At 62.2% G+C, this 23,769-nt stretch carries 23 protein-coding genes; 10 read left to right on the forward strand and 13 right to left on the reverse strand.

The window, feature by feature from the left end:
- Positions 1–79: 79 nt before the first annotated feature.
- The 3 genes from FJ443_RS18280 to FJ443_RS18290 all read right to left on the reverse strand — a co-directional run bounded on the left by FJ443_RS18280 (position 80) and on the right by FJ443_RS18290 (position 2,349).
- The gene (locus FJ443_RS18280) at positions 80–766 is read right to left on the reverse strand and encodes an ABC transporter permease subunit (RefSeq protein WP_140495744.1); all 687 of its coding nucleotides are present in this window, start codon (positions 764–766) and stop codon (positions 80–82) included.
- Position 767: 1 nt separating this feature from the next.
- On the reverse strand, positions 768–1,490 hold the full coding sequence (locus FJ443_RS18285; RefSeq protein WP_140665228.1) for an ABC transporter permease subunit: 723 nt from the start codon (positions 1,488–1,490) through the stop codon (positions 768–770).
- 73 nt (positions 1,491–1,563) lie between these two features.
- The gene (locus tag FJ443_RS18290) at positions 1,564–2,349 is read right to left on the reverse strand and encodes a transporter substrate-binding domain-containing protein (protein WP_140495742.1); all 786 of its coding nucleotides are present in this window, start codon (positions 2,347–2,349) and stop codon (positions 1,564–1,566) included.
- A 555-nt stretch (positions 2,350–2,904) separates the two neighbouring features.
- Between FJ443_RS18290 and FJ443_RS18295 the strand changes: the two genes are divergently transcribed.
- Positions 2,905–4,200: an amidase gene (locus FJ443_RS18295; RefSeq protein WP_181175110.1), complete on the forward strand. Its 1,296-nt coding sequence runs from the start codon at positions 2,905–2,907 to the stop codon at positions 4,198–4,200.
- A 153-nt stretch (positions 4,201–4,353) separates the two neighbouring features.
- Positions 4,354–5,358, forward strand: coding sequence for a LysR substrate-binding domain-containing protein (locus FJ443_RS18300; RefSeq protein WP_140495740.1), 1,005 nt, complete (start codon positions 4,354–4,356; stop codon positions 5,356–5,358).
- A 6-nt stretch (positions 5,359–5,364) separates the two neighbouring features.
- On the opposite strand, the gene FJ443_RS18305 is transcribed toward FJ443_RS18300, so the two are convergent.
- Both FJ443_RS18305 and FJ443_RS18310 read right to left on the reverse strand, forming a co-directional pair.
- Positions 5,365–6,390 carry an aminotransferase class V-fold PLP-dependent enzyme gene (locus FJ443_RS18305; RefSeq protein WP_246675552.1) on the reverse strand — a complete coding sequence of 342 codons (1,026 nt, stop codon included), beginning with the start codon at positions 6,388–6,390 and terminating at the stop codon, positions 5,365–5,367.
- Positions 6,391–6,511: 121 nt separating this feature from the next.
- Entirely contained in the window at positions 6,512–7,606 is a 1,095-nt protein-coding gene (locus FJ443_RS18310) for an ornithine cyclodeaminase family protein (RefSeq protein WP_140898298.1), read from the reverse strand.
- A gap of 121 nt (positions 7,607–7,727) precedes the next feature.
- Here FJ443_RS18310 and FJ443_RS18315 point away from each other — a divergent pair, with 121 nt between their 5' ends.
- The 4 genes from FJ443_RS18315 (at position 7,728) to FJ443_RS18330 (ending at position 10,710) form a co-directional block, all read left to right on the forward strand.
- Positions 7,728–9,074, forward strand: coding sequence for an FAD-dependent oxidoreductase (locus FJ443_RS18315; protein ID WP_246681223.1), 1,347 nt, complete (start codon positions 7,728–7,730; stop codon positions 9,072–9,074).
- A gap of 70 nt (positions 9,075–9,144) precedes the next feature.
- A complete protein-coding gene (locus FJ443_RS18320; protein ID WP_140555125.1) occupies positions 9,145–9,495 on the forward strand; it encodes a RidA family protein in 351 nt (116 codons plus the stop codon).
- Positions 9,496–9,602: 107 nt separating this feature from the next.
- Positions 9,603–10,034, forward strand: a complete 432-nt coding sequence (locus FJ443_RS18325) for a cupin domain-containing protein (protein WP_140495738.1) — start codon at positions 9,603–9,605, stop codon at positions 10,032–10,034.
- Positions 10,035–10,263: 229 nt separating this feature from the next.
- Positions 10,264–10,710: a hypothetical protein gene (locus FJ443_RS18330; RefSeq protein ID WP_140495737.1), complete on the forward strand. Its 447-nt coding sequence runs from the start codon at positions 10,264–10,266 to the stop codon at positions 10,708–10,710.
- Between the two features lie 69 nt (positions 10,711–10,779).
- Here FJ443_RS18330 and FJ443_RS18335 read toward each other — a convergent pair whose 3' ends face one another.
- On the reverse strand, positions 10,780–11,235 hold the full coding sequence (locus tag FJ443_RS18335) for a carboxymuconolactone decarboxylase family protein (RefSeq protein WP_140495736.1): 456 nt from the start codon (positions 11,233–11,235) through the stop codon (positions 10,780–10,782).
- A 122-nt stretch (positions 11,236–11,357) separates the two neighbouring features.
- Positions 11,358–11,786: an SRPBCC domain-containing protein gene (locus FJ443_RS18340; protein WP_140495735.1), complete on the reverse strand. Its 429-nt coding sequence runs from the start codon at positions 11,784–11,786 to the stop codon at positions 11,358–11,360.
- A 199-nt stretch (positions 11,787–11,985) separates the two neighbouring features.
- On the opposite strand from FJ443_RS18340, the gene FJ443_RS18345 reads away from it, so the two are divergent.
- Complete coding sequence (locus tag FJ443_RS18345) at positions 11,986–12,744, forward strand: copper homeostasis protein CutC (RefSeq protein ID WP_140555124.1); 759 nt, start codon at positions 11,986–11,988, stop codon at positions 12,742–12,744.
- Positions 12,741–13,235, forward strand: a complete 495-nt coding sequence (locus tag FJ443_RS18350; protein WP_140495733.1) for a GNAT family N-acetyltransferase — start codon at positions 12,741–12,743, stop codon at positions 13,233–13,235. The genes FJ443_RS18345 and FJ443_RS18350 overlap by 4 nt, the downstream gene beginning before the upstream one ends.
- Before the next feature lie 155 nt (positions 13,236–13,390).
- On the opposite strand, the gene FJ443_RS18360 is transcribed toward FJ443_RS18350, so the two are convergent.
- From FJ443_RS18360 to FJ443_RS18380, 5 genes are all read right to left on the reverse strand, one after another.
- Positions 13,391–14,770, reverse strand: a complete 1,380-nt coding sequence (locus FJ443_RS18360; RefSeq protein ID WP_140495731.1) for an OFA family MFS transporter — start codon at positions 14,768–14,770, stop codon at positions 13,391–13,393.
- Between the two features lie 239 nt (positions 14,771–15,009).
- Positions 15,010–16,032 (reverse strand): acyltransferase, encoded by a 1,023-nt coding sequence (locus tag FJ443_RS18365; protein WP_140665234.1) that lies wholly within the window; start codon positions 16,030–16,032, stop codon positions 15,010–15,012.
- Between the two features lie 192 nt (positions 16,033–16,224).
- Complete coding sequence (locus tag FJ443_RS18370; protein ID WP_140555122.1) at positions 16,225–17,022, reverse strand: xanthine dehydrogenase family protein subunit M; 798 nt, start codon at positions 17,020–17,022, stop codon at positions 16,225–16,227.
- A 155-nt stretch (positions 17,023–17,177) separates the two neighbouring features.
- Entirely contained in the window at positions 17,178–19,526 is a 2,349-nt protein-coding gene (locus FJ443_RS18375; protein ID WP_140665237.1) for a xanthine dehydrogenase family protein molybdopterin-binding subunit, read from the reverse strand.
- 84 nt (positions 19,527–19,610) lie between these two features.
- A complete protein-coding gene (locus FJ443_RS18380) occupies positions 19,611–20,099 on the reverse strand; it encodes a (2Fe-2S)-binding protein (RefSeq protein ID WP_140665239.1) in 489 nt (162 codons plus the stop codon).
- A 304-nt stretch (positions 20,100–20,403) separates the two neighbouring features.
- Between FJ443_RS18380 and FJ443_RS18385 the strand changes: the two genes are divergently transcribed.
- Both FJ443_RS18385 and FJ443_RS18390 read left to right on the forward strand, forming a co-directional pair.
- The gene (locus FJ443_RS18385) at positions 20,404–21,540 is read left to right on the forward strand and encodes an FIST signal transduction protein (RefSeq protein WP_140685886.1); all 1,137 of its coding nucleotides are present in this window, start codon (positions 20,404–20,406) and stop codon (positions 21,538–21,540) included.
- A gap of 8 nt (positions 21,541–21,548) precedes the next feature.
- Complete coding sequence (locus tag FJ443_RS18390; RefSeq protein WP_140495725.1) at positions 21,549–22,889, forward strand: hybrid sensor histidine kinase/response regulator; 1,341 nt, start codon at positions 21,549–21,551, stop codon at positions 22,887–22,889.
- A gap of 9 nt (positions 22,890–22,898) precedes the next feature.
- Here the strand turns inward: FJ443_RS18390 and FJ443_RS18395 are convergent, their stop codons facing one another.
- The gene (locus FJ443_RS18395; RefSeq protein ID WP_140495724.1) at positions 22,899–23,582 is read right to left on the reverse strand and encodes a response regulator transcription factor; all 684 of its coding nucleotides are present in this window, start codon (positions 23,580–23,582) and stop codon (positions 22,899–22,901) included.
- Between the last annotated feature and the right edge of the window lie 187 nt (positions 23,583–23,769).

Below are 23,769 nucleotides of genomic sequence, written 5' to 3' on the forward strand. Positions count from 1 at the left end.
CGATCCTATGGCGCATTCGGCGTGGCCTGAAGGTCACGTCGCCTTCCACGCAGCGGCTCAATATGCCGATCCGTTCCGCTCAATGTCGTCGAGCAAGCCGTCTCTCGAAGAAACCAAAGCCGATAGTGATCAATGCCGCCAGCAGGAAATATCCTAGCGCGGCGGCGAACAGAGGCTCGTAGACCCGAAATGTCTGCGCGCGAACGAGGTTCGCCGCACCCATGAGTTCGAACACCGTGATCGTCGACGCCAGTGCGGTCCCCTTCAAAAGCAGGATATTCTGGCCGCCGATCGCCGGCAAAGCCAACCTGAAAGCCTGCGGGAGAAGGACGGAAATCATGATCCGTGTTTTCGACAGGCCAAGCGATTGGCCGGCCTCACGCTGCCCTTCTGGAATGGCCTGTATCGCCCCTCTCCAAATCTCGCCACAGTAGGCCGCAGTGTTCAGGGAAAGGGTAAAAAACGCATAGAAGTCCGCGCCTCGCAAAATGGGCCAGAGCGGGCTGTAGCGGATCGAGGGGATACCCGAGAGAATTTGGCCGATACCGAAGTAGCAGAGGTAAAGCTGGACCAAGAGCGGGGTCCCCCGGAACGCGAGGATAAACGCAACCGCTGGATATCGCAGCCATTTGCTGTTGGATAGCCGGGCCAGTGCAACCGGGATGGCAAGCAAATTGCCGACCACCGCACAGCCGAGGAACAGGATTATGGTGACCTGGACGCCGGCCAGAAGCTGATTGGCAAGGTAGGCTCCAAACTCAGTCACGCTAGCCCCGCCTCCCGCTACGGACGGTGGCTGTTTCGAGGGCATGGAAAAGCATCGCCGATATGCCCGACATGGCGAGGAACACGAACGCGATCGCGCAATAGAACATGAAGTAATCGCGCGTCGCGCCGGCAGCCATCTTGCCGGCGAGAACGAGCTCGGTAAAACCGATCAGGCTGACCAGTGAGCTTTCCTTCAAGACGACCAGCCACAAATTGCCAAGCCCCGGCAAGGCCAGGGGAACCATTTGCGGCACGGTCACCAGGAAGAAGGTCTGGCGCCGTGTCAGACCGAGTGAATAGGCTGCCTCGACCTGACCTCGCGGGATGGCCACGATCGCGCCGCGCAGGACCTCCGTGCTGTAGCCGCCTTGAACGATCCCAAGCGACAGCGTCGCGGCGACAAACCCATTGACCTGGAATTCGGAAATCAGTCCCGCCAGGCTCACGGCCCAGCGCAACGCGTCCGTCGCGGTATAGTAGACGAGAAATATGATGAGAATGTCCGGTACGGACCGGATGATTGTCGTATAGGCAACGGCTGCGGAGACCGCCACGCGGTTCTTCGAGATCTTGGCCACCGCACCCATGAAGCCGAGGGTCAGGCCCACGAGATAGGCGCTGATCGAAATTCCAAGGCTCAGGCAAGCGCCAAGAAGCAATTCGTCGCCCCAGCCCTTGTCCCCGAAGCTGAGCAGGGTTGCCCAAGACACGGTCGAGTTCATACAGCGCGTTCCAGTTCAATGAAGATGGCGACGGCCGCCCCGTGGCGGCCGTTCCCGGGCCTGAACCAGATGATCAATCGCCGTAAATGTTGAAATCGAAATAGCGCTTGGTGATCGTCTCGTACTCGCCGCTGGCGCGCACCGCCTTGAGTGCTGCATTGAGGCGGTCCCTCAGAGCGGTGTCTTCCTTGCGCAGGCCGCCGCCGTCGCCGTATCCAAACATTTTCTCATGCGGCAGCGTCACCTTGATTTCATAAGCCTGGCCCTCCGGCTTCTTCAAGAAATCCTGGATCTGGATGCCTGCCGCAGCCATGAGATCCACGCGTCCGGCCTGGATGTCCGCGATTTCGTCATCGAGTGTTGGATAGATCTTCACTTCGGCAATGCCGTTGAACTTATCCTGCATGTAGGTCGCCTGCAGGCTGGCACTCTGTGCCGCGACCGCAATCCCCTTGAATGTCTCCGGCTTGGTCACGTCGAACTGCCGCGTATCCGCCTTGGCGCCGACAAGCACGTTGGGCGAATAGTAGTACTTGTCGGTGAAATCGATCACCTCCTTGCGCTTGTCCGTGATCGACATCGAGCTCCAGATGACGTCGAACTTCTTGGCCAACAGCGCGGGAATGATGCCGTCCCAGGCGATATCGACGATCTCACATTTCGCCTTCATCTCTTTGCAAACGGCATTCATCAGGTCGATTTCCCAGCCCTGCCAGGTGCCGCTGGCATCCTTGACGGAGAAAGGCGGGTATGGCTCCGCGGCGACACCGAAACGGATGACATCGTCGGCCGCCGACGATGAATTGGCGGCGCCAAATACCGCCACGATCAGTGACAAGGCGAGTGCAAGCTTTTTCATGATTGTTCCCCTTTTTGTTTATGTGGATTTGTATCTTCCGCAATGATGATGCTGGTAGCCGGGCATCTGCCGATCTTTCGACGTCGGCCCGTGGCCAGCCGGCAGCATCGAGCATCGTGGACTGGTTCGGATGTCGGCGATGCGAACTTGGCCATTCGGCTCAGTCGACCTTCTTTCAGGGCGGTGTTTGAAAACGCTAACAGTTCAAATGATCTCGATCTAATGCCCCCTGCCGTGCGGTTCATCACCAATAGTTATGACAGCGATAGCCCCTTCGAGTGACGCAGTCCGGCGACCGGCAAACGATCGCCGCTCGTTGATCCGCGCGTGCGAGGACAGGGCTGAATTGAACGGTTCACGACGCCGCCATTGATCGCGACTATGAGTTTTCAGCGATAGTCCCGCGTCCACGGGAATAAGCTCGCGACTGTCCACCAAATTTCTGATGTGGCATCGTCGGCCGGTTCCGGGATGGCCGGCCGCAATGCAGTCGGCCCGGCCCGTTCGCTCTAAGGTCGTCATATGAATAGCAGCCCTTACCGGTCGATCGAGGAGATGAGCGAAAAGATCGCTGCCGGCCTGTCGCCCGTGGAAATCATGGAGGGTTGCCTCGATCGCATCCAGGAACTGAATGAACACATCAAGGCCATGATATTCGTGGCCGAAGCTGATGCCCTGGACGCCGCGCTTCAGGCCACGCGCGAAATCAGATCCGGTCACAGGCGCGGCCCGCTGCATGGCGTGCCGATCGCGGTCAAAGACGTTATCGATGTCAAGGATTGGCCGACAACCGCTGGCTCCCGGTTGTTTCGGGATCACGTGGCGACGGAAACGGCAACATGCATTGCCAATCTTCAGGCGGCCGGCGCCATCATCATCGGCAAGACGAACCTGCACGAACTGTGCGTCGGCGGTCATGACAACCCTTGGTTCGGCAAGGTCGCCAACCCGCTTGATCCGGACCGTGGGACAGGTGGCACGAGCAGCGGGTCGGCCGCAGCGGTCGCAGCCGGTTTTTGCCTGGCAGCGGTTGGCACGGACAGCGGCGGGTCAAACCGATCCCCGGCTGCTGCTACCGGCTTGTTCGGTTACAAGCCGACGAATGATCTGATCGCCGTGGAGGGCGTCATGAGCATAGCGCGTTCGCTGGACTGCGTCGGCGTTCTTGCACGCTCGGTCAGGGACGTTCGCCTGGTGACCGAGGCGCTTGCCGGAAAACGGCTCGCCCCGTCGGCAAGCGGGGGCAGCAAAACGACAACGGGCATCACGATCGGCATCTGCCCCGAACTGCTTGGCGCTCACGTCGACACGTCAGTCGATATCGCGTTGGCTACCATGCTCAATCGTCCTGAAGTGCGCACGGTCGAGATCACCTTCGACGACAGGGAGGCGTTCGTTGCCGCGGGACTGACAATCCTCCAATGTGAGTTCGCGCGAATCTACCGCAATGCAATCGAGCAGAAGCCGGACATGGTCGGCGACGCGGTTCACTCATTCCTGCAGGGCGGCATTCGCATCCATGCCGGCGCCTATGATAGCGCCATCGAAATCCGTAACGGCGTGCGAGGCCGGTTTCTGGAGAAAATCGCGGGCCTGGACGCTTTTGCCATTCCTACGGCGCCTGGATCGGCGCCGCGGCTTTCCGACGAACTTACCGAGGTGAATGGGGAAATGGTGCCGTGGGGACTGGCCGGCGGCCGCTTCCGCCGCTGGGCAAATATGCTTGGCATGCCGGCGTTGGCTATTCCTTTGCCGGTTCCTGACGGGCTTCCGGTGTCGGTGCAACTGGCCGCAGGTCCGGGTCAGGACGCCGGTTTGCTCGATCTCGCCGAAATGTTGACAAGCAACTGAAATCAGTTCCGCCAAATCGCTGAAAGTTCATAACCTCCAGGAATAAACTTCCTTCGCGCGCCTCTTGGAACATCCGACCCTTCCCATTAATCTTGGCGTTCGCAGCTCGCTGTTTCGGCACAGCGATCCAGCTGCCTGGCAAGGTAAGCGGGCATGAAATTTGGCGAAAAGGACACCGTCACGAAGGAGGCAGAGTTTACGCCTCGCGAGATCGAGGTCTTCGCTTCGGTCATGCTGCATGGAACAACCACCAAGGCGGCCGACGCACTTGACATCACGCAGCCGGCTGTCAGCAAGATGCTCCAGCAACTCAGCGAGAAGGCGGATTTCCAGCTGTTCAGGAAAAGCCGGCAGCGGCTGATCCCCACTCCTGAAGCGCACATGCTCTATGCCGAGGTGAAGCGCGTTTTCGAGTCCGCGCGCGGCATCTCGCGCGCCGCGAGGGAGATACGCGAGCTACGAAGTGGCAGGTTGAATATCTGCGCGCTCCCGGCCTTCGGGTCCACGCTGCTGCCATCCATCATCACGAGCTTCTCAAAACAGCATCCATCCGTGTCGATTTCCCTGGATATCCGCAGCTCCGCCACGGTGGTGCAGCGGGCGAGCCGCAATCAGCTCGACATCGGAATAGGCGTAACGGCATCGGACGAGAATTCTTCAATCGTCAGGCGAGCGCTGACAGCGACCCCACCGGTTTGCGTCATGCCGGCGGGTCACCGTCTGGCCGAGCTCGACGTGGTGCAGGCAGAAGATCTCGACGGTCTCGACTTCATCTCGATGGGCTCCGCTGATCCGATGCGGCAGCAGCTCGATGCCTTGTGCGAAGAACGCGGAGTGGGACGTCTGTTGAAGATAGAGGCCAGTCTGTCCAGTGCGTGCATCGCCCTTGTCGCGTCCGGGGCGGGCGTGAGCGTCGTCGACAGGCTTTCGGCGTGGCTGGCACGCGACCTGCCGATCGAGATCAGGGATTTCCGGCCACGTCTCGATCTGAACCTCAGCGTCTACCGGCCTTGGGGTGTCATTGCATCGACGGCGGCGGACGCCTTCACCGAGCATCTTATCCAGACGACGCGAAGCTTTATGAACGGCGTAGAGGCAGGAATCACCGCCCTGGGTCCTCGCCGCCAGGCCGACAGAACTGTTTTCATTCACCGCTGAAAGCCTCTAGCGGAGCGGCAGGCATTCGAACAGGCGGCCGATATCGGCTTCGTCATTGTAGACATGCGGCGACACGCGCATCTTCGTGCCGCGCAGCGTGACGTGCACGTCAGCCCGCTTCAGCTCTTGTGCCGCATTCGGCGCGAGACGGCCCCCTATGTCGAGGATCGCGATATGGGGCGTTGGGTGTCGCGGACGCGCGACCGGCAGCCCTCTGCTTTCCGCCTGCGCCCAGACAAGCTCATTAAGGTGACGCAGGCGCTCAAACACGCGCCCGACGGTCCAACCGCGGATGAGCTTCATTGCGGCGATTGCGATAGGCAGGACCGCGAAATCGGAGCGTTCCCCCATGTCGAACCGCCGCGCGCCGGGAAGAAACTCGGCCACGGCCACCTTGTAGAAGTCCGATTTGTCCCCGCCCATCCGGTTCCATGAATGATGCTCCAGAGTGCGCCCCTCTGTGTGCCAACGCCGGTCGGCGTAAAGGAATGCGAGGCGATATGGCCCCAGAAGGAACTTGTAGGTGGCAAAGACGAGAAAGTCCGGTCGGACGCGCCGGACATCGAAGGGTATCGCGCCAACCCACTGGGTTCCGTCAACGACAAGACTGGCGCCCGCTGCCCGTGTGGCGGCGGCCACCGCCTCCAGGTCGATCGCCACGCCCTCGAACCAATGCACCAGCGTCCCCGCAACGACCGCGATGGGACGGCTCGAGTCTTGGATTGCCGATACGATCGCGCTGGTCCAGTCGCCGTCGGCTGGTTGCGGGACGATATCAACGCAGGCGCCGGCGCGTTGCGCGAGGTCATACCAGACATATCTGTGCGAGGTGTGTTCGTTCTCCATCAGAAGGATGGCCGAACCTGCCGCAACCAAAACGTTGGCGGCTGCGATAGCCATGCCATAGCTGGTGGCGGCCACAATGGCGATCTCATCGGCATCGGCGCCCACCATTGATGCGGCGAGCTGCCGAGCCTCTTCCACCTCGTCGTAATAGGAGGCGATGGTCATTTTCCAGGGTTCGGCTTTCACCCTGACGCCGGCCTCGCCGGCCGCGACGGCGGCGGTCGGGATCGGAGACATGTATGCGACATCCAGATAAGCTGTCTCGCGGGGAATGGAGAAGAGATCTCGTTGGCAGCTCAGCATGGCATCACAACCTGAAATCAATTGAGGTGCCGAGTCCGGCGTTGCGGGCGGAGATATAGACAAGATTGGCAAGCTCGATGTCTTGCGCGGGAACGCCGAGAGACCGGAAAAGCGTGATCTGATCGTCGCCAGTGCGGCCGGGTTTCGCACCTGCCAGCACGTCGCCGACCTCGCCACGGATATGATCGACGCCGATCACGCCGGTTTCAATCGCCTCGATCAGTTCTCCCGCGGCCGTCAGCGCCATAGGCAGGTAGTCGACCCAGATCTGCGCTCTGCGCACACAGTCGAGGTCGAGCTCGCGGCATGAAGCGACGCTCGCCCCGACCGCATTGATATGGACACCAGGCGGAAGCCATTCGCCGCACAGCACCGGCTTTTCGGAAGATGTCGTGGTGCAGATGATGTCGGCCTCGCGAACGGCCTCGCCAGGGTCGCGATGTGCCTTCGCCTGGAATCCGGCGGCTGACTGCTCCTCGGCGAAGTGCTGCGCCTTTGCAAAGTCGCGACCCCAAACATGGATCGCATGGATCGGCCGGACGTCCGCAATAGCCGCGACATGCCGGCGCGCTTGCTCGCCATATCCGAACAGTGTCAGCGAGGTGCTGTCTTCGCGCGAAAGTGCCCTCGTCGCGACAGCACTGGCCGCCGCGGTCCGCCAAGCCGTAAGCTCTCCCCCGTCGATCAAGGCTACAGGCCGTCCATGATCCTTGTCGAACAGGAAGACACCGCCGCGATGAGACGCGAACCCATGCGCGAAATTGTCAGGAAACACGGAAAGCACCTTCGCCCCGAACAGCGGCCGGTCATCCAGCGCAGCATACATAAGCGACAGACAACTCCCGGCCGCACCCGGCAGCTCAAGTGTGCGCCTGATCTGCTGGCGCGCCATGCCGCTCGATGTTTTGCGCAGTGCGGCCTCGGTCGCTTCAAGAGCCAGGGATAGGCTCAAAATGTCCCGGATCGCGTTCTTGTCGATCAGGAGGAATTCCGGCTCGCCACTCACCGTGCAGTCTCTTCCATTCCGCGATCCCCGATGCGCCGATAAGCGTAGCATTGCTCTCGCAAACGGTTGCGCCCGAATTTGATAACTTCGCACGAGAAGTTGCCCGTGCGGGCTAATGGGCCGACCTGGGCAGCCGCAGATGGCTGGGACATTGGTTCATAACTTTTGGCCATGAACGGCAGCGACCAGTTCAATTGACCGCAGTTGGCACCCATTGCAATGTTTTCAGGCAACCGAGGATGTTGTGCGGGGTTGCAAACACATCGCAGGCGCCGATCGAATTAAGAAGAGCGGCGTCAGCAGTACTGTCAAGAACTCCAGCAACATCTCTCAACGATATAGCGGCATTTGCATCGATTCGTCTTTCAGAGATTACTCGTATCGGATGACGTCATTAGCCCGGGAATTTTTGGAGGTCATTTTTATGCGTGTCGTGGTCATTGGTTCCGGTATCGTCGGCAGTTCCGCCGCCTATGAATGCGCCAAGGCGGGAGCAAGCGTCGTCGTGCTGGAGGCCGGACGGATAGCAGGCGGCACGTCGGCGGTAAGCTTTGCCTGGACAAATGCGACGACCAAGCAGCCCCGGCCGTATTTCGATCTGAACGTCTCGGGAATGCGCGCCCATCTTGAACTCAAGCGCGACTTCGGCGTCGCTCCCTGGTTCACCCAGACCGGCAGTTTCGATTGGCGAACAGTGCCGGAGTCGATGGACGATTATTTCGAGAACTTCAGGCAGATGAAGGAATGGGGCTACGGCGTCGAGTGGATCGACAAGAAGCGCGTCGCCGAGATGGAGCCCGATATCGATGCCTCCGCCTTCGGCGATTGTCCAATCTCCTACTATCCGGAAGAGGGCTGGGTCGATCCGGTGCTCTACTCGGCCTGGCTTTTGCGGGCGGCGAAGGAGCGCTGGGGAGCACAGGTCAAACTCGGTTCACGCGTGACCGAGATCGAGACCGAAAGCGGGCGCGTACGGGCAGTTCGGACGGCGAACAGAGGCCGACACGCTGCGGATGCCGTCGTGAGCTGCACCGGCGGCTGGTCTAGTGAGAGGCTCGGCGATGCCCAGGGTATTCCACTTTCCTCGACCATAGGCGTGCTCGCCTTCACCCCGCCGGTGGCGTTGACGCTCCGAAGCCAGCTGCATGCCGACGATCTGGATATCCGTCCCGACGGAGCGGGGCGCATCATGATCCATAAGGTCTCGGTAGACATGACCCTGGAGAAGCCGGAGGTGCTCAGCCCTGCCGGGAACGAGGCGGCGACGCTCCTGGATGCGGCGACCAAGGTCCTGCCTTCGCTCCGCGACGCAGGTGTGGAAGCCATTCGCACGACGGTCCGGCCGTTCCCGGAGGACGGCTACACCTGTGCCGGCGCCATGCCGGATATCGTCGGCCACTACATGGCCGTAACGCACAGTGGTGTGACCATCGGCCCGCAATTGGGCAAGGTGGTCGCCGACGAAGTCGTGCGCGGCAAAATCCATGACGAAATGGAAACGTTTCGTCCGCAACGCTTCTTCCAGGCCCACGCCCAGCGCTCCGCTGTCGCGCACGTCTGATCCCGCTCAGCAGACCGCTGGATTGCGTACGGCGGCCTGCTTTTGACCAACGCAACCAGGGGCCTCCGCCATGGGGAACATCGAACGATTCGACAAGAACGAACGGCTTAGCCGTATCGTCGTTCACAACGGCACGGCCTATCTCTCGGGCTTGACGGCCGATGACAAGAAAACCGGCACGTCTGACCAGACGAAGGAGATATTGGAAAAGGCGGATCGCCTTCTGGCGAGCGTCGGTTCGGATAGATCGAAGCTGCTGGTCGCGCAGATCTGGTTGAGGGATGTCGAAGACTTCGACGCGATGAACAAGGCTTGGGTCACATGGCTCGACGGCGTGGAGCCCCCGGCACGCGCCACGGTCGGGGCGAGCTTCGCCTTGCCCGAGATCCGTGTCGAGATCCAGCTTACCGCAGCGATTTGACACGTCGCCCGCCACGTCCAGGCCAGCGAGTCCAATCAGATTCGTCAGGGACATGCTTGCGCACCGGCCTTCGCGGCGCGATAGATGCGGCGGTTTGGGGAGGAATCATGCGAAAAGTCCTGGCATCGGCATTGCTGCTGGCGGCTGCGGCGTTCGCGACCGGCGCTCATGCGCTGGACAGCAGCGGCACACCCGTCGTCGTGACACCCCTCGCCTCGCGCACGACCACCGCTTCCGGCCAGCCGATCACGCTGCCGCAGAAGAACGTGCAGGTGCTGGTGTCGACCTACGACATAGCGCCGGGCGCGACCTTGCCGGTGCACAAGCATCCGTTCCCGCGCTACGCCTATGTCGAGGCCGGCACGTTGAAGGTCACCAATGTCGAGACCGGCAACAGCAACACCTACAAGACTGGCGATTTCATCATCGAGATGATCGGGCAGTGGCATCAGGCCACCAATATCGGTGAAGGCCCGGTCAAGCTGCTGGTGATCGACCAGGTCGAGGAAGGCACCAAGAACACGGTTTTGCGCCAGTAAGCCACCGCTGCTCCGGCTCCTCGAACTGTCTCGCCACGGGAGCGCGCCGCGTTAAGCGTTGGCCCAGCTCTTCACATCCGGTTCCGCACGACCGGGCTGACGATGCTACGCCGGTTGCCCGCCTTACCGGCGGAACCGGATTCCCCCCGTTGGGTTTTTCGCGAAATCCCTTTGCTTGGTGAATGCCTTTTCCTGGAGCAAACTCCCTGCCGGGGCTCAAGGAGCAGAAATGAGAGCACGAACAGCGACGGTCGGCGATCTGGAAGACGTGTTTCGCCATTTGTCCAAGCGGATGTCCGACGAATACATCGCCGCGGGCAAGGACAGCAAGGTCGCCTACGACAATCTGATGATGAACCTGAAGGAGGGCCGCGCCCATGCCCTTGTCGACAGCGACGGGACCGTAGCAATCGTCGCCTGGCACGAGCATGGCGACGCCGCGGACACGCTGTTCGCGGCGCGCGAGGGCTTTTTCAGGGCCGCGACCGTGCGTTTCTGCAGGCGGCATATCAGGCAGATCCAGGCGCTCGCCGGCAATCTCCCTATTCACTCCCGCAGTTGGCTCACGGGACCGGAAATCGCAAAATGGTTTCGCACCATCGGCTATGTCGAACGCGGCGAGGAAAATGGCGCCAAACTGTTCGAATTGCCGCCGGCCGCGACCCGGCCCGGCTAGGCAAGCAGGTTTGGTGCACCGCGAGTCCAGCCGCCATTGCACCGTGGCACGGCTCGCCTTCGCGCGGCCTTAGCCCCAGGCGCCGACCATTTGGCGTGTCGTGGCGTTCAGCCGGTTGAAGGCGTTGATCACGGCGATCTGGATGACGAGCCCGGCAAGCGCCTTTTCGTCATAGTGCCGGGCGGCCTCGTCCCATACCTCGTCCGTCACGGCATCCGTTCTGTCGGCCAGCCTTGTGCCGGCTTCGGCAAGGGCAAGCGCGGCGCGTTCGGCATCGGTGAAGTACGGCGTCTCCCGCCAGGCCGACAAGGCAAAGATGCGTTCGTCCTTCTCGCCAGCCTTCTTGAGTTCGCGCGCATGCATGTCGACGCAAACCGAGCAGCCATTGATCTGGCTGGCGCGCAGATGGACGAGCTTGCGCGTCACATAGGGCAAATCGGCCGCCTCGGTCGACTTGTCCAGCGCCAGCAGCGCCTGCAGGGCGCCGGGGATGAGCATCACGGGGTTCTTGAGCCTGGCTTCCATGGTCTTTCTCCGTTTGAAACCTTTGAACATGGCGCGGTTTGCCATGCCCGGAAGCGGCGCATCCGGGAGACTTGTTGTGGTTCGCCGGCCATGGCGACCGGTTGGTCGAGGAGAGTCGGCGCTCAGCCTTGCTTCGCAGCCACCTGCTCAAGTCGCTCAAGAATACGCGGCCAGCCGCTTCCCATGCCGACATATCCACGCTCGTCGGCCGGCCGGAACCCCGAGTGCTCCATCCGCACCCGGGTCGCCGCGCCCTCAGGCGTGAGCGACCAGGTCACCACGGTTTTCAGTCCGCTGTCGGATTCGCTTCCGTCGCCCCAGCTATAGGCAAGCAGGCGTGGCGCCTCGACTTTCAGCACGACGCAGTTCGTCACCCCGGACCAGCCCGGTACCGGTGAAGCGCGGAACGTGAAGCGATGCCCCTCTTGCGGCGCGAAGTCATTCTGCATGAGCCATTCTGCGACGAGTTCGGGCACTGTCAGCGCACGCCATATCTTCTCCGCCGAATGCGGAATCAGCCGTTCAACGACGATCGATTTGGTCTGTGTCATGCCGTGCTCCTCTTAGTCGTCGTCGAGCCACCGCTCGCGATCAATAACTCGATGGCTATGGGTTAACTCATAACCATGTAGTTATAAGACTGTCAAGCAGGGAAATGCCCCCTGGTCCAATGCGCCGTGCCGTTCCTGCTTTCGCGCCCGCCGCGCGGGTGCTACGGGCTTCTCACAACATCATGGACAGGATCACACCTTGACTGAAGAAGCCCGCCCGCCGCTGATCGAAATCTGTGTCGAGGGCATTGATGGCCTTCTGGCCGCACAGGCCGGCGGCGCCGACAGGGTCGAACTGTGCGCCAGCCTCGTCGAAGGCGGCATCACGCCGAGCTTGGGAACCGTGCGCGCCGCGCTCGACCAGGCGATTGTGCCGTTCCATGTCATGGTGCGGCCGCGTGGCGGCGATTTTCTCTACAGCGAAACCGAGTACCGTTCGATGCTGGCCGACGTAGCCGCCCTGCGCGACCTCGGCGTGCCCGGCGTGGTGTTCGGCTGCCTCACCGCCGAAGGCACCATCGATGAGCGCCGCATGAGCGAACTGACGGAGGCCGCCGGCGGCCTTAACGTCACGTGTCACCGCGCTTTCGACATGACGCGCGACCCGGCCGAGGCTTTGGAAGCGCTGATCCGTTGCAAGGTCGGCCGCGTGCTGACCAGCGGCCAACGCGACACGGCGATGGAGGGCCTGTCGCTGCTGGCGGACCTGGTGCGACAGGGGGGCGACCGCATCGTCATTCTCGGCTGCGGCGGGCTCGATCTCGGCAACATTGCCGAGGTGCGGCAAAGGACCGGACTGTCCGAAATGCATTTCGCCGTCCTTAAGGACGTGCCCAGCGCCATGCGCTACCGCAATCCCAAGGTCGGCATGGGTGGCTCCGATCTCGACCGCGAGTATCGCAATACGCTCACCGATACGCCGCTTGTGGCAGCGACGATCGCGGCGGCCAAGGCATGACCGCCCTCTCCCCGATCAGCCGTGTCAGGCAAAGCGACGAAGCGGCCATACTCGCGCTCAACAACGAGCATGCCGCCGAATTGTCGTGGCTTGAGCCCGAGCGCCTGTCTTTCCTGCTTGGCGAGGCGTTCTATGCGCGCCGCATCGGCGCGCTCGAAGCCTTCATCATGACCTTCGATCAAGGGGCTCGGTACGACAGTCCGAATTTTCTCTGGTTTCGCGAACGCTACGAGCGCTTCGTCTATGTCGATCGCGTCGTGGTGGCGGCGCAAGCTCGTGGCCGCGGCCATGCCCGCCTGCTCTACCAAGACCTGTTCGAGCACGCCACGCGCGCCGGCCATGCACTGGTCACATGCGAGGTCAATGCCGACCCGCCCAACCCGGCTTCGGACGCCTTCCATGCCGCGCTCGGCTTCACCGAGGTCGGCGACGCGGTGATCCACGGCGGCAAGAAGGCGGTGCGCTACTACGTCAGGCGGATCATCGCCTGAGCGCTGCTCCTTTCCAGGTCTCTGCCGCTACTGGAACAACGCCGCTGCACTGACCAGCGTCGTCCAGAACCCCCACAACAGCGGGATGCCGACCAGCAGCCAGGCAAGGACCAATTTGACAGAATTGCTGTTGTCTTGCGCCATGATCACTCTCCTTACGCTGCAGCCGGTTCGGCCTTCATGTGGAACCGTGCATCCACCGGCCGCATCATCAGGTTGAGCAGGAAACCGACGACGAGCAGGCCGGCCATAATGTACATGGTGACCGTGTAGGCATCGGCCTTCGCTACTCCTGCATCGATCTGGTACTGCCTGATGTAGTTGACCAGGACCGGCCCCAGCACGCCCGCCACCGACCACGCCGTCAGCAGGCGGCCATGGATGGCACCGACATACCGCACGCCGAAGACATCGCGCAGATAGGCCGGAATGGTGGAAAAGCCGCCGCCATACATGCTCAAGATGACGCCATAGAACAGCACGAACAGGAACACGTTGCCCGACTGGCCCGTCCACGGCACCACCGCATAAAGGATCACGCCCAGCACGAAGAAGACCGCGTAGGTCGTCTTGCGGCCGATATAGTCGCTGGTCGACGCCCAGAAGAAGCGGCCGAGCATGTTGAAGATCGATAGCAGGCCGACGAAGCCGGCGGCGGCGGCCGGCGTGATGCGTCCCGGGAACATCTCCTGGCTCATGGCGGAGGCTTGGCCGAGGACGCCGATGCCGGCCGTCACGTTGAGGCACAGCACGCCCCACAACAGCCAGAACTGCGGTGTCTTCAACGCGTCGTCGAGATGGACGTTGGCGGTTGTCACCATCGTGTTTTGTGTCGTCGGCGGCGTCCAGCCGGCCGGACGCCAGCCATCGGGCGGCACCCTGACGATGACAGCGCCGATCAGCATGAAGATGAAGTAGACAATGCCCAGCACGATGAAGGTTTCGGCGACACCGATATGCTGCGGGGTCGAAAACAGCTTCAGCAGATAGACCGAAAGCGGCGAAGCGATGAAGGCTCCGCCGCCAAACCCCATGATCGCCATGCCGGTCGCCATGCCCGGCCGGTCGGGAAACCAGGTGATCAGCGTCTTGACCGGCGAGATGTAGCCGAGCCCGAGGCCGATGCCGCCCAGGACGCCGTAGCCGAGATAGATGATCCACAGTTGATGCAAGGTGACGCCGAGCGCCGACACGATGAAACCGCCACCGAAACAGCAGGCGGCCGCGACCATCGCCTTGCGCGGGCCGACGCGATCCAGCCAACCGCCGCCGAAGGCTGCCGCGAGGCCAAGAAACAGGATCGCGATCGAAAAAATCCAGCCGAGTCCGGTCAGCTTCCAGTCGTCGGGCGCCGAATCGGTGATACCGATCAGTTTCGACATCGGCAGGTTAAAGACGCTGAACGCGTAGGCCTGACCGATGCAAAGATGAATGCACAACGCCGCCGGCGGCACCATCCATCTGCTGAAACCGGGCTCGGCGATCGTGCGCGAGCGGTCGAGCCAGCCGCCAGCGTTTTCCCTGGTCGTTGCCATTCCATCCTCCCATGCAATGCTCCGATTCGTATAAACTAGGCGGAGCACGGGGCGGGACAACAAGGAATAGCTGCCATAATACCAATGTCTAAGGACATTGGGCTATCCGGCAAGCAGATCGCCAGGTCACCCCTGGCTATATTAGGACGAACTTACCAAACAAGCTGCCGGACAGGCGGCATCGAGCGAGGCTGACCTTGGCCGCTAGGCAACGCAAGGGAGGGACACTGCGGCGTCACTCACCAGTTGCGGTTCAGCCACTCACGCGACGGCCGCTCGATGACATAATAGCTGCAGAGCGCGCAGGTAAAGACCCCAGCCAGCATCAGCCATGGGTCGCTGCCTCGCTCATAGACGAATTTGTAGAATGGCTGCTGCCACAGATAGAGCGAATAGGACCATAGACCCAGCGTCGCCATAGGCCAGGACGACAGCAGTCCAGAAAACAATCTCGTGCTGAAATCGAGAGCGTTGACGGCAAGCGCCAGGAGCGGCACGGCGACCAGATAGTGGATCGGGGTTGGTACCGGGTCCATGAACAGAAGCACCGCCGCGATGGCCGCCGCCACCGCCACATAAGGGCCCTTCAACAGGGCCGGCAGCTTGCCGTCGGTCTTCAGCAGGCAGATGGCGGCCGACAGCAGGATCGACGCAATATGCACGTCGGTGCGCCAGTATGTGGTCTCGTAGTCCATGTGCAGGAACCAGTACGAAACCGCACCGTTTGCCATGGCCAGCACCGCCAGCACCAGGAGCAGCGGGATGACGCGGCTACGGCTTGCGACAAGTGCGCTGATCGCTGCCAGGATGATGTAGGCATGCTCTTCGACACAGAGCGACCAGATGTGGTCGAGCGCGCCGGCGCGGTTCACGAGAATTCCGGCATAGTTGTAGGTGAATGTCAGCGCCGTCAGCGCCGCCTTCCATTTGAAGGCGACGAACGTGCCCGACAGCGCAATCATCGAAACGATCACGAACACCAGCAGCGCGGGATAGATGCGGGAGAAGCGGCGCTTGAAGAATTTCTTCAGCGGGTAGCGCTCGACGAACAGGATCTCGGCCATCAGCCGGCCGCTGAGCACGAAGAAGAATTCGACGCCCAGTACGCCGAGATTGATCCCTGCAACGGGAAAGAAATGGCCAATGAGCACCAGCGCGATCGAAAGTCCGCGCCAGCCGTCGAGATAGGCCAGTCTTGTCCTGGCGGATCTGTCGGCGACGGATCTTGGCGGCACAACATGCGTCGCGGAGATGTCGGTCATGCCGCTCCCTTCGCATTGAAACATGCGAATAGGGTCGCAGGTCGTGATGAACACTCCGAACCCGGCTCGCGTTTGATCGCCGGCATAGTGCAGTGCAATATCGCTTTGTGCAAGTGCGAGATTGCCACAATGCGCCCGTCTGCGGAAAAGGGGCGAGAAGTCCCTCTCCTGCCTGACAGGAGCAGGAAGGAATCAGGCGTTGGCGGCGGCCACCGCGCGCTTGGCCATGACCGCGACCAGATTGGCACGGTAGTCGGCGGAAGCGTGGATATCGCTCATCAGCTTGGTCGCCGGCACCTTGACGCCGTCGAGCGCCGAAGCCACGAAGTCCTTCGCGAGCGCGGCCTCGATCTCCTTCGAGCGGAAGACGCCATCGTCGCCGGCCCCGGTCACGGCCACCCTGACGCCGTCCTCACCCTTGGCCACGAACACGCCGACAATGGCGTAGCGGGAGGCCGGATTGCGGAATTTTTTATAGGCTGCCTTTGCCGGCGCGGTGAAGGTGACGGCCGTGAGGATTTCGCCGTCCTCCAGCGCCGTCTCGAACAGGCCTGTGAAGAACTTGTCGGCCGCGATCTGGCGCGTGTTGGTAATGATGGTGGCATTTAGCGCCAGCATGGCCGCTGGATAATCGGCCGCAGGGTCGTTGTTGGCGATCGAGCCGCCGATCGTGCCCCTATAGCGCACTGCCGGATCGCCGATCAGCGATGCCAGATGCGCGAGCGCCGGGCAGGCCTGTTTCAACTTGTCGTCGCTGGCAACATCGAAATGCGTGGTGGCGGCGCCGATCGTGACTGCCCTGCCGGACACTGTCACGCCTTGCAATTCCTTGATCCGCGACAGGTCGACGACATCGGAGGGGGCCGCCAGCCGCGTCTTCATGGCCGGGATCAGGGTCATGCCGCCCGACAGCAACTTGGCGTCGCCGCCCGTGACGAGCTTCGCGGCATCGGCGACTGAGGCGGCGCGGTGGTAATTGACTGCGTACATTTGGAGGCTCTCCCTGGTGAAGAGTGGATAGTCAGTAGTCAGTAGTGATTAGTGAGTAGGCATTGGTCGGTAATGTGGTGAATAGCGGGTGATCAATTGCCGCGGCAACCGCGTTTTTGTTCACTACTCACTATTCACTACTCACTCTCCTTTTTTCAGTGCTTCGCCGCACGGATCGCGGCCCACACCGTAGACGGCGAAGCCGGCATGGCGATGTCAGAGATTCCTATGGCGTCGGTGATGGCGTTGATCACCGCCGGCGGCGAGCCGATAGCGCCGGCCTCGCCGCAGCCCTTGATGCCGAGCGGATTGCCCGGACACGGCGTGTTCGAGGTCGAGACCTTGAACGAAGGCAGGTCATCCGCGCGCGGCATGGTGTAGTCCATGTAGCTCGCTGTCAGAAGCTGGCCGTCGGCGTCATAGTGGGCGCCTTCGAGCAGTGCCTGGCCGATGCCCTGCGCGATGCCGCCATGCACCTGGCCCTCGACGATCATCGGGTTGATGATGTTGCCGAAATCGTCGGCCGCGACGAACTGGATAATCTCGGTCGTTCCGGTCTCCGGATCGATCTCGACCTCGCAGATGTAGCAGCCGGCCGGAAAGGTGAAATTGGACGGGTCGTAAAACGCCGTCTCCTTCAATCCCGGCTCCATGCCACCGGGCAAATTATGAGCGGTATAGGCCGCCAGCGCCATCTGGAACCACGGCACGTTTTTGTCGGTGCCGGCGACCTTCAGCGCGCCGTTCTCGATGACGATGTCGCCCTCGTCGGCCTCGAGCAGGTGCGCCGCGATCTTCTTGGCCTTGGCCTCGACCTTGTCCAGCGCCTTGGCAATCGCCGACATTCCGACCGCGCCCGAGCGCGAGCCGTAGGTACCCATACCCATCTGCACCTTGTCAGTGTCGCCATGGACGATCGAGACGCTGTCGATCGGCACCCCAAACCGTTCGTTGACCAGTTGCGCGAAGGTCGTCTCATGGCCCTGGCCATGGCTGTGCGAGCCGGTCAGCACCTCGATGGTGCCGGCGGCATTGACGCGCACCTCGGCCGATTCCCAAAGGCCGACGCCGGCGCCGAGCGAGCCCACCGCGGCCGACGGCGCCAGGCCGCATGCTTCGATGTAGCAGCTCATGCCGATGCCGCGCAGCTTGCCGTTCCTGGCGGCCTCCGCCTTGCGTCCGGCAAAGCCGGCATAGTCGGCGGCCTCCATCGCCGCGTCGAGCGAGGCGCCATAGTCGCCGGCGTCATAGTTCATGATGACCGGCGTCTGGTGCGGAAACGTGGTGATGAAGTTGGTCCGCCGAAGCTCCGCCGGCGAGACGCCGAGTTCCCGCGCCGCGGTCTCCATCGTGCGCTCGATGAGATAGGTGGCTTCGGGCCGCCCTGCCCCCCTATAGGCATCGACCGGTGCTGTGTTGGTGTAGACCGTGCGGACATTGGCGTGGATCGCCGGGATATCGTACTGGCCCGACAGCAGCGTCGCGTAGAGATAGGTCGGCACGCAGGACGAGAACAGCGACATGTAGGCGCCGAGATTGGCCAACGTGTCGACCTTGAGACCGGTGATCCTGTTGTTCTTGTCGAAGGCCATTTCCACTGTCGAGACATGATCGCGGCCATGCGCATCGGAGAGGAAGCTCTCGGTGCGGTCGGCCACCCACTTCACCGGCACGCCGGTTTTCTTGGACGCCCACAGGCAGACGATTTCTTCTGGATAGATATAGATCTTGGAGCCGAAACCGCCGCCGACATCGGGCGCGATGACGCGCAATTTGTTTTCCGGCGCGATGTTGTAGAAGGCGCTCATCACCAGCCGGGCGACATGCGGGTTTTGCGAGGTCGTCCAGCAGGTATAGTGGTCTTCCGCCCTGTCGTAGTGGCCCAGCGCTGCCCGCGGCTCCATGGCGTTGGGCACCAGCCGGTTGTTGACGATTTTCATGCGGGTGACGTGGGAAGCCGCCTTGATCGCCGCGTCGGTCGCCTTGGCGTCGCCGATCTCCCAGTCGAAGATCAGATTGTTTTCGGCTTCCGGATGGAGTTGCGGAGCGCCCTTTTCGAGCGCCTTCGTCGCATCCACCACCGCCTCGAGTTCATTGTAGGTGATCTCGACCGCTTCGGCGGCGTCGCGCGCCTGGCCCTTGGTGTCGGCGACCACGACGACGACCGCATCGCCGACATAGCGAACCTTGTCGACCGCCAGCGGAGACCAGGCTCCCATCTTCATCGGGGAGCCGTCCTTGGAATGGATCATCCAGCCGCAGATGAGATTGCCGATACCATCGGCCTTCAGCTCCTTGCCGGTCAGCACGCCGATGACGCCCGGCATGGCTTGAGCCTTGTCGACGTCGATCTTCACGATCTGGGCATGCGCGTGCGGGCTGCGCACGAAGGCCGCATGCTTCATGCCGGGCACCACCATGTCGTCGACATAGCGACCGGCGCCGGTGATGAACCGCTTGTCTTCCTTGCGCGCCACGCGAGCGCCAACACCTTCAATGCCCATCAGAAATTCCTCCCGAAATAGTGAGTAGGAAGTAGTGAGTGGTGGAGATCGGCGCCGGTTCGTACCGACTACTCACTACTTTTCTCACGCCGCTTGCCTGACCTTGCCGCTCATCCCCTCCGATGCGGCGAGGATCGCCTTGACGATGTTGTGGTAGCCGGTGCAGCGGCAGATGTTGCCCTCGAGCTCTGCGCGCACCGTCGCTTCGTCGAGGCCTTCGGGGTGGCGCTTGATCATGTCGGTCGCCGTCATGATCATGCCGGGCGTGCAGAAGCCGCATTGCAGTCCGTGATGCTCCTTGAACGCCGTCTGCACGGGATGCAGGTCGGCACCGTTGGCAAGTCCCTCGATCGTCACCACGCTCGATCCGGACGCCTGCACCGCGAGCATCGTACAGGACTTCACCGCCTTGCCGTCGACATGGACGATGCAGGCGCCGCATTGCGAGGTGTCGCAACCGACATGGGTGCCGGTGAGGCCGAGATTCTCCCGCAAGAAGTGAACCAGCAGCGTCCGGTCCTCGGCCGCACCGCGGACCTGTTTTCCGTTCACCATCAACGAAACGTCCGACATGAATCCTCCCTGGGTATCACCTTGGTCATCACGCTGCCGACGCGGTGTTGGCTTCGGCCATGCGTTATTCGTACACCGCACAAGCCGTAAAAAACAGCGCGGCGCAAAAGCCGGATCATTGTACTTTCGGCCATGGCAGGGCGAAACACGCATTCCCCTCGCCCCATTGCCAAAATGCCGATTGGCGGCAACAATGGCTTTCGACGTTGGCGCAAGAAGCACATCAACAGCCGCGCACAGGCAGCGTCGGAGGAAATGCGGGAGAACGTCGCTGACCGTTTCACGGACGCGCTACGCATGCGGTTTGTCGGCGCTGACCACGGACGAGCCCGACCCGGACGTCTTCGCACGCGCGGTGGCGGCGGAGGCGGCCGCCATCGAGGCCGGCTTCGCCCTGTTGTTCTTTTCCCAGCGCCTTGTCGAGGCCGGCGCCCTTTCGCGCGCAATCGCGGCCCATGCGCCGGCGCTACACTACGCCGGCTGCTCGACCGCCGGCGAAATCACGCCGCAGGGCCTCGAGGAAGGCCATATCCTCGCCATGCTGCTCCCTTCGGGTTCATTCACCGCGGTCAGCACCACGGTCGACAACCTTTCGTCATCGGGCTTGGACAGGGTCACTGGTGATGTCGAGGATCTGCGACGTACGCTGCATGGGCGCATCGGCGGCGAGCGGACCAGGAACACCTTCGCGCTCTGTTTCATCGACGGACTGTCCTATGCCGAGGAAGCGGTGAGTTCGGCCATCCATTGGGGCCTCGATGACATACCACTGCTCGGCGGTTCCGCCGGTGACGACCTGAAATTCGAGACGACGAGCCTGATCTCCAACGGCAAGGTCACCTCCGACAGCGCCATCATCGTGCTGGTCGCCACGGAAATCCCTTTCCATGTCTTCAAGACCGACAATTTCGTTCCCACCGACGAAAAGCTGGTGGTCACCGCGTCCGATCCCGATCACCGCATCGTGCGCGAGTTCAATGCCACCAATGCGGCCGAGGAATATGCCGCTTCGGTCGGCATCGTCGCGCAGACGCTGACACCGCTGAGCTTCGCCTCGCATCCGGTGGTGGTGAAGGTAGGCGGTGAATATTACTGCCGCTCCATCCAGAAGATGCATGCGGACGGCTCGCTGTCGTTCTTCTGCGCCATCGACGATGGTGTCGTGCTGTCGATCGCCCAACCCAAGGACATGGTGGAATCGACCCGCGCGGCTCTGCTCGACGTCGAGGCGAGGCTTGGCGGCATCGACATGATCATCGGCTTCGACTGTGTCCTGCGCCGGCTGGATGCGCGCAACCGCCAGGTCTTTCGCGAGATTTCCGAACTCTACCGGGTCAACAACGTCATCGGCTTCGGCACCTATGGCGAACAATACCGGTCGATGCATCTCAACCAGACCTTCACCGGCATCGCCTTCGGCGAGCGCCCGGCCGCCGAGTGAGCGCTGCCGTGCCCCTCAAGGACATAGACGATCCCGACAGGCTGAAGAAGATCAACGCTGCGCTGGTCAGCCGCGTCGAGCGCTCGATGGACCAGCAAGGCAACGCCTTCTCGCTGTTCCAGACCGCGATCTCACTGGAAAGCAGGGTACGCGCCCGCACCGAGGAACTGCACTCGACCTTGCGGCGGCTGGAACAATCGAACATCGACCTCAGCGCCGCCAAGGAAAATGCCGAGCAGGCGAACCTGTCCAAGACCCGCTTTCTCGCGGCGGCCAGCCACGACGTGCTGCAGCCGTTGAATGCGGCGCATCTGTCCGTCTCCGCCCTTGCCGAAGTGCAGACCAGCGACGAGGGCCGGAAACTGGTACGGCAGGTCGAGCGCTCGCTGGAGACGATGGAGGACCTGCTGCGCACGCTGCTCGACATCTCCAAGCTCGATGCGGGTGTGGTCCAGCCCGACATTGGCGACGTCAGCCTGGAGGCGCTGTTCTCGTCGCTGCGGTCGGATTTCCAGCCTGTGGCCGAACTGAAGGGCCTGTCGCTGAAATTCCGCGCCGTCAACGCCGTGGTTCGCTCCGATCGCACGCTGCTGCGCCGCATCCTGCAGAACATCCTCTCCAATGCGCTGGGCTACACCCGCTCGGGCGGTGTCCTTGTCGGCACCAGGCACCGCGGCGATGCCATCCGCATCGATGTCGCCGACACCGGCTGCGGCATTCCCGACGACCAGCGCGAGGCGGTGTTCGAGGAATTTCATCGCGGCATCATGCCTGCCAATGCCGAACTCGCCGGCGGCGGCCTCGGCCTCGGGCTGGCCATCGTGCGGCGCATCGCCGGCGCGCTCGGCCATCCCGTGACGTTTTCCTCGAAGGTCGGTCGCGGCACGATTTTTCACATCGATGTCCCCGTCGGCATCGGTGCCACGGCGGACGCCGTCGCCAGCGCTGCAAGCCTGGAGCGGCCGCGCGGCTATGGCTTGTTCGGCACCAAGGTTCTGCTGGTCGAGAACGATGTCGAGGTGCTGCAGGCGATGACCTCGTTGCTCGAACGCTGGCAATGCCTGGTGCGCGCCGCGACCTCGACCGACGACGCGCTCGACATGCTCGGCGACACGGACTGGGTGCCCGACATCGTCATAGCCGACCAGCATCTCGACGGCGGCGATCTCGGCACCGCCACCATATCGAAGGTCCGCCGCTATCTCGGCCGCGCGGTGCCGGCGCTGATCGTCACCGCCGACAGTTCCGAAGCCGTCGCCAAGGCGGCGCGGGCCGGCGGCATCGAGTTGATGCGCAAGCCGCTCAAGCCCGCGCAACTAAGGGCGCTGCTGGCACATCTGCTGGCTTAGACCTGCCCCTCAAAACCCCGCCTGATCCCTGAAAAGCTCCGCATTATCAAGCTTCGAAACCTCGATCACCGCTTGCGTGCGGCTGTAGACGTTGAGCTTGCGCAGGATCTCCGAGACGTGCGCCTTGACTGTGGTCTCGCCCACTTGCAGCTCATAGGCGATCTGCTTGTTGAGCAGGCCCTGGCGTAGCATCTGCAACACGCGCAACTGCTGCGGCGTCAATGTCGAAAGGCGCTGCACCATGTCGGCGCGGTCGGTGCTGTCGGCGTCGGGCGGGCGGCCCTCATAAGTTTCCGGAACATAGATGGCACCTTCCATCACCGAGCGTATGGCGTTGGCCAGATCGCTCTTGCGCGCCGATTTCGGGATGAAGCCGGCAGCACCGTAGGACAGCGCCTCGGAGATGATCTTGGGCTCCTCGTAACCGGATACTATGACCACGGGCAGGCGCGGATAGCGGGTCCGAAGCTGCAGCAACCCCTCGAAGCCGTGCACCCCGGGCATGCTGAGATCGAGCAGGGCAAGGTCGAACGGCTTTGTCCCGGCCAGCAGGTCGAGTGCCTCGGCGATCGAGCGCGCCTCCACCGTGTCGACCTCCGGGTAGGCCATCTGCACGGCGCTGTGCAGCGCCTCGCGAAACAGCGGATGATCGTCGATGATCAGGAACCGGGCGCTGTCAGTGGCTGCTGTCATGTGGCTCGTTTCGGTTTGCCGCCCGCAGTATAATCCCGCGACCATGGCCGACTTATTGGCAAATAGTCTATCCCAGCGGACGATGCATCGCCCCGAAAGTGATGGAAACTCCGGATTCCTTATACGGCCGGCCGGCCAATGCTTTATGAAAAGCGACGCCTTGCCCGGCCTCTCAATTCGGCCGAAG

Origin of the sequence: Mesorhizobium sp. B2-6-1 (assembly GCF_006440475.1) — a bacterium.
Taxonomy (GTDB): domain Bacteria; phylum Pseudomonadota; class Alphaproteobacteria; order Rhizobiales; family Rhizobiaceae; genus Mesorhizobium.

Excerpts from the sequence above, each read along its gene's own strand:
- FJ443_RS18285 (WP_140665228.1), bottom strand. The coding sequence starts at position 1,490 with ATGAACTCGACCGTGTCTTGGGCAACCCTGCTCAGCTTCGGGGACAAG.
- FJ443_RS18290 (WP_140495742.1), bottom strand. The coding sequence starts at position 2,349 with ATGAAAAAGCTTGCACTCGCCTTGTCACTGATCGTGGCGGTATTTGGC.
- FJ443_RS18295 (WP_181175110.1), top strand. The coding sequence starts at position 2,905 with ATGAGCGAAAAGATCGCTGCCGGCCTGTCGCCCGTGGAAATCATGGAG.
- FJ443_RS18300 (WP_140495740.1), top strand. The coding sequence starts at position 4,354 with ATGAAATTTGGCGAAAAGGACACCGTCACGAAGGAGGCAGAGTTTACG.
- FJ443_RS18320 (WP_140555125.1), top strand. The coding sequence starts at position 9,145 with ATGGGGAACATCGAACGATTCGACAAGAACGAACGGCTTAGCCGTATC.
- FJ443_RS18325 (WP_140495738.1), top strand. The coding sequence starts at position 9,603 with ATGCGAAAAGTCCTGGCATCGGCATTGCTGCTGGCGGCTGCGGCGTTC.
- FJ443_RS18330 (WP_140495737.1), top strand. The coding sequence starts at position 10,264 with ATGAGAGCACGAACAGCGACGGTCGGCGATCTGGAAGACGTGTTTCGC.
- FJ443_RS18335 (WP_140495736.1), bottom strand. The coding sequence starts at position 11,235 with ATGGAAGCCAGGCTCAAGAACCCCGTGATGCTCATCCCCGGCGCCCTG.
- FJ443_RS18340 (WP_140495735.1), bottom strand. The coding sequence starts at position 11,786 with ATGACACAGACCAAATCGATCGTCGTTGAACGGCTGATTCCGCATTCG.
- FJ443_RS18350 (WP_140495733.1), top strand. The coding sequence starts at position 12,741 with ATGACCGCCCTCTCCCCGATCAGCCGTGTCAGGCAAAGCGACGAAGCG.
- FJ443_RS18360 (WP_140495731.1), bottom strand. The coding sequence starts at position 14,770 with ATGGCAACGACCAGGGAAAACGCTGGCGGCTGGCTCGACCGCTCGCGC.
- FJ443_RS18365 (WP_140665234.1), bottom strand. The coding sequence starts at position 16,032 with ATGACCGACATCTCCGCGACGCATGTTGTGCCGCCAAGATCCGTCGCC.
- FJ443_RS18370 (WP_140555122.1), bottom strand. The coding sequence starts at position 17,022 with ATGTACGCAGTCAATTACCACCGCGCCGCCTCAGTCGCCGATGCCGCG.
- FJ443_RS18375 (WP_140665237.1), bottom strand. The coding sequence starts at position 19,526 with ATGGGCATTGAAGGTGTTGGCGCTCGCGTGGCGCGCAAGGAAGACAAG.
- FJ443_RS18380 (WP_140665239.1), bottom strand. The coding sequence starts at position 20,099 with ATGTCGGACGTTTCGTTGATGGTGAACGGAAAACAGGTCCGCGGTGCG.
- FJ443_RS18395 (WP_140495724.1), bottom strand. The coding sequence starts at position 23,582 with ATGACAGCAGCCACTGACAGCGCCCGGTTCCTGATCATCGACGATCAT.